Origin of the sequence: Thermosynechococcus sp. OHK43, from assembly GCF_014466085.1 — a bacterium.
Classification (GTDB): Bacteria; Cyanobacteriota; Cyanobacteriia; order Thermosynechococcales; family Thermosynechococcaceae; genus Thermosynechococcus.
The window spans coordinates 1-4,048 of the sequence record NZ_JACOMP010000240.1 but is presented as its reverse complement, the minus strand read 5'-3'; the positions used below and the strand labels follow the sequence as shown (position 1 = coordinate 4,048).

Genomic DNA, 4,048 nt, shown 5'->3' with positions numbered 1-4,048 from the left:
GTTAAGAAGTATCAACCCCTTGTGGTCGAGATCAACCTGCTGGAGGAGCAAATTCAGCCCCTGAGTGATAGTGAGCTACAGGCGAAAACGGCTGAGTTTCGGCAGCGACTCGACAATGGCGAGACCCTAGATGATTTGCTGCCAGAGGCCTTTGCTGTGGTACGCGAAGCCTCACGACGGGTACTGGGGATGCGCCATTTTGATGTCCAGCTCATCGGTGGCATGATTCTCCACGATGGCCAGATTGCCGAAATGAAAACCGGCGAAGGCAAAACCCTCGTGGCCACGCTCCCAGCCTACTTGAACGCCCTCACGGGTAAGGGGGTACATATTGTTACGGTCAACGACTATCTGGCACGGCGGGATGCGGAATGGATGGGGCAGGTGCATCGCTTTTTGGGTCTGACGGTCGGGCTAATTCAGCAGCAAATGGCACCCCAAGAGCGACAGAAAAGCTATGCCTGCGATATTACCTATGCCACCAACAGTGAAATTGGCTTTGACTACCTGCGGGACAATATGGCCACGTCCATGGCTGAGGTGGTGCAGCGCCCCTTCAACTACTGCATTATTGACGAGGTGGATTCGGTACTTATTGACGAAGCCCGCACCCCCCTAATTATTTCGGGTCAAGTGGAGCGTCCGACCGAGAAGTACTTCAAGGCCGCTGAGGTCGCTCGGCTCCTGAAAAAAGACGAACACTATGAGGTGGATGAAAAAGCTCGCAATGTGCTGATGACTGATGAGGGGTTTATTGAGGCGGAGAAGTTGTTGGGGGTGAGCGATCTCTATGACCCCCAAGACCCCTGGGCGCACTACATCTTTAATGCCATCAAGGCTAAGGAACTCTTCCAGCGGGATGTGAACTACATTGTCCGCAATGGTGAAGTGGTGATTGTGGATGAATTCACTGGACGGGTCATGGTGGGTCGCCGCTGGAGTGATGGCTTGCATCAGGCGATCGAAGCCAAAGAAGGCCTGGAAATTCAAAATGAGTCCCAAACCCTGGCCACAATTACTTACCAAAATCTCTTTCTGCTTTATCCCAAGTTGGCGGGGATGACGGGGACAGCCAAAACCGAAGAGGCGGAATTCGAGAAAATTTACAAGCTAGAAGTGACGGTGGTGCCCACCAATCGCCCCAGTCAGCGGCGGGACTTTCCCGATGTGGTCTATAAAACCGAGCGGGCTAAGTGGCTGGCAGTGGCCTCTGAATGTGCTGAGGTGCACGCTACGGGTCGGCCAGTGCTCGTGGGAACCACCAGTGTTGAAAAGTCAGAGCTATTGTCCCAACTGCTGCGGGAGTTGGAAATTCCCCACAACCTTTTGAATGCCAAGCCCGAAAATGTGGAGCGGGAGGCGGAGATCATTGCCCAAGCCGGCCGCAAGGGAGCAGTGACGATCTCAACCAACATGGCAGGCCGAGGAACAGACATTATTCTGGGTGGCAATGCCGACTACATGGCTCGCCTCAAGGTGCGGGAGTATTTGATGCCCCGCATTGTCATGCCCCCCAGTGATGACCCGATGATGCTGTTGGGACTAAAAATGGATCGCGGCGGTGGTCAAGGATTCAGTCAAGGGCCGCAGAAAAATTGGAAGGCCTCACCAGGACTTTTCCCCTGCGAAATTAGCAAGGATGCAGAAAAGCTGCTGCGCCAGGCGGTGGAGGTAGCAGTCAAGACCTATGGTGAGCGCAGTCTGCCGGAGTTGCAGGCAGAGGACATGCTGGCGATCGCCTCGGAGAAAGCACCGACCCAAGACCCTGTGATTCAAGCCCTGCGGGATGCCTTTAACCGCATCCGCGAAGAATATGAGGTGGTTACCAAGCAAGAACACGAAGAGGTGGTGGCCCTCGGTGGCTTGCATGTGATTGGTACAGAACGCCATGAGTCGCGGCGGATTGATAATCAGTTGCGGGGACGGGCCGGACGTCAAGGCGACCCCGGATCAACGCGCTTTTTCCTAAGCTTGGAGGATAACCTGCTGCGAATTTTTGGGGGCGATCGCATTGCCAGTATTATGAACGCCATGCGCATTGATGAAGATATGCCAATTGAGTCGCCGCTGCTGACTCGCAGTCTGGAAAATGCCCAGCGCAAGGTGGAAACCTACTACTACGACATCCGCAAGCAAGTTTTTGAATACGACGAGGTGATGAATAACCAGCGGCGCGCCATCTATGCTGAGCGGCGGCGAGTCCTCGAAGGGGAAGACCTCAAGGATCGGGTGCTAGAGTATGCCGAAAAAACCATGGATGACATTATTGCTGCCTATGTCAATCCCGATCTACCGCCGGAGGAATGGGATTTGGAAGGTTTAGTAGCCAAGGTGCAGGAATTTGTTCATTTACTTGCGGACCTGCGCCCTGAGCATCTGGCGCACCTAAGCGTACCGGAGATGCAGGCCTTTTTGCATGAGCAAGTGCGCACTGCCTATGAGCAAAAGGAAGCGCAAATTGAGGCCATTCAACCGGGCTTGATGCGGCAGGCAGAACGGTTCTTTATTCTGCAGCAAATTGACCTGCTGTGGCGGGAGCACCTGCAACAGATGGATGCCCTGCGGGAGTCCGTCGGCCTACGGGGCTATGGTCAAGAGGATCCCTTAGTGGAGTATAAACGGGAGGGCTATGAACTGTTCTTGGACATGATGGTGATGATTCGCCGCAATGTCGTGTACTCCCTGTTCCAATTCCAGCCCCAAGTGGCACCGCCCCCAGAGCAGGTCTCCTCATCCTCAGATCAGGGATAGTCCCGTTTTCCCAAAACCCAGTCTGACCATTGGAGCCATCTTTAAGGCGGCGGCGTCAACTATACTGGCGTAGTCTCAGTATGGATGGATTGGTTCAAGTGTGCTTGCACGGTCAGCTTATTTAGTTTTTGGGAATGCACTGACGGTGGCGATGGCGAGCGCCAACATTGTCTTTGCCCAAGAGATTCAGGGCGATCGCCTGAACTTAAATGGCCGCGACTACCCGGTGGCTTGGCAGCAGTGGCGCGATGCCCAAAATCAACTGCGCACCGGCATTAGTGATGGGGGTCTGGCCCAGCGCTTTGGTGTTCTTCTTGGCAGTACCACAGATCCCTTTCAGCAGCCAGTGGCATGGTTTCAGCACCAATTTAGTCCTTTGGCTGTGCGCTTTAGCGCCAATGGCATGTATCGCTACCTAGACATTACGCCCTGGATTGAGCAACATCAGTGGCGGGTGCAACCCCAAGGCAATACGCTCCAGATCAGCACACCCCCCGCCCGAATTCTCAGTTGGCGGCAGGGACGACAACCTTGGGGCGATCGCTGGGTCTTTGAATTGGACCGCCCCACCCCTTGGCAGATCAATCGCCTCACCTTTAGCCGCACCGCTTTGACGCCTCGGGATCTCAGTCTCACGATTGAAGCCACAGGAGAATTGGCCACGCTCCCCAATGTCAAAGTTACGGCTACCCCGGATCGCACAGTATTGGAGACCCAAATTCCCGGCACAGTTCGCCCAGTGGCCTCAATGCTGCTCAATCCACCGCGGCTGGTGATTGATTTTCGCACTGATGCGCCACCCCCCCGCACAATTCAATGGGCACCGGGACTGCGCTGGCAACAGCAAACGGTCATCCTGGGCACTCGTCAGTTCCCTGTGGATCTGCTCATCATCAATCCCCGACAGCCGGGGCTGCGTCTGCGTCCCCTTGGAATAACCCCCACAACTTTGGTGGGCTTAGCAACGCTGCCCGAACTGGCCCAACGCTGGCAGGCAGCCGCAGCAATTAATGGCGGGTTCTTTAATCGCGATCGCCAAGCTCCCTTGGGGGCAATTCGCAGTGAGGGTCACTGGCTCTCTGGCCCGATTCTCAATCGCGGTGCCATTGGCTGGGACGATCGCGGCCAGATTGTTGTGGGTCGCCTCAGTGTGCAGCAGCGGGTGAGGACGCCGACGGGCACAGTGCCCATTGTCACGTTCAATTCTGGGTATGTCCAAGCCGGTCTTGCCCTCTATACCCCCAGTTGGGGCGCGAGCTACCAAGGGAAAACGGGCAGTGAAGTGGTGATTACGGTG

At 55.5% G+C, this 4,048-nt stretch carries 2 protein-coding genes; both read left to right on the top strand.

The features are described from left to right. Positions 1 to 2,751: preprotein translocase subunit SecA (secA, locus tag H8Q75_RS10280; protein WP_297041480.1), on the top strand; the 2,751-nt coding region annotated here is incomplete at its 5' end. A gap of 151 nt (positions 2,752 to 2,902) precedes the next feature. After that, the coding region (locus H8Q75_RS10275; protein WP_297041482.1) for a phosphodiester glycosidase family protein at positions 2,903 to 4,048 on the top strand (1,146 nt) is incomplete at its 3' end.